Below are 1095 nucleotides of genomic sequence, written 5' to 3'. Positions count from 1 at the left end.
CCGGACTGCGTCCGGCGGGAGAACGGGCTCAGGACCGGGTTCGGCGCCGACCACCTCAAGTGGGACCTGCACCTGCACCTGCAGTACTCGACCATCCGGGAGGTGCGCGACATCGTGATCACCGTCGATCCGCCGGGACGCGAGGGCGTCGTGCACGCGGACTTCACCCTCGTGACCGTGGTGGGGCTCAGGGCACGGGTCAGCGAGGACTTCGTGGTACCCCCCGAGGACTGCCTGATCCACTCGATCGACGCCCGCATCTCACTCGGCTGACACCCTCGGGGTTAGGATTAGACCATGGTGCTCTTCTTCGAGATCCTCCTCGTCCTCTGCACGCTGGCCATCACATGGGTCACCTGCTACATCGTGTACCGCACGGTCACCGACGAGTCGTGACGGACGGCGGCCACACCGGCGCGGTCGACCCGACGTCGTCCACCCCCGAGGGGGGAGACGGCGGCTCGGTCGTCCGCGGGTCCGCGAACGCGGCGGTCGATGCCGCGGCGCAGCGTTCCGAACAGACCGCGGGTCGGAACATCCCGGCGTTCTCCGACCTCCCGGTCCCGGGGGACACGGCCAACCTCCGGTTCGGTCCTGACCTGCACCCGGGCCTTCTCGCCCTGCTCCCCCTGGTGGGGGTCTGGGAGGGCGAGGGCGAGGCGGACACCGCCGACCGGGGCGAGCACCGCTTCGGCCAGCAGATCGTCGTCTCCCACGACGGGGAGAACTACCTGAGCTGGAGTTCCCGCGCCTGGACGTTCGACACGGGCGGGGCGGTCGACGACGCCTACCGCGAGTCGGGGTTCTGGCGGATCTCCGCGGACGACCAGCTCGAGTTCCTGGTGGCGCACGCCTCCGGGGTCATCGAGATGTACTACGGGGCGCCGATCAACCAGGCCGCGTGGGAGATGGCGACCGACGTCGTGCTCGCCTCCCCCACCGGCCCGGAGCGTGGCGGCGCCAAGCGCATCTACGGGATCGTCGAGGGCGGCGACCTGGGGTGGGTCGAGGAGCGCGTCCACCCGGAGAAGGGCCTGGTCCCGCACATGTCGGCGCGCCTGCGGCGCGTCGCCGGCTGACCGCGCCCGGCGCCGG

Annotated in this window: 2 protein-coding genes; both read left to right on the top strand. The window is 71.1% G+C overall.

Going from position 1 to position 1095, the window contains the following annotated elements; translation table 11 throughout:
* Positions 1 to 273: DUF8021 domain-containing protein (locus tag G6017_RS17000; RefSeq protein ID WP_524536310.1), on the top strand; the 273-nt coding region annotated here is incomplete at its 5' end.
* 119 nt (positions 274 to 392) lie between these two features.
* A complete protein-coding gene (locus tag G6017_RS14900; protein WP_347238025.1) occupies positions 393 to 1079 on the top strand; it encodes a heme-binding beta-barrel domain-containing protein in 687 nt (228 codons plus the stop codon).
* Positions 1080 to 1095: the final 16 nt, after the last annotated feature.

This window comes from Dietzia sp. B44, assembly GCF_014145245.1.
GTDB classification, from domain to species: domain Bacteria; phylum Actinomycetota; class Actinomycetes; order Mycobacteriales; family Mycobacteriaceae; genus Dietzia; species Dietzia natronolimnaea.
The sequence above is the reverse complement of the archived record's forward strand: the minus strand, read 5'-3'. Positions and strand labels throughout refer to the sequence as shown.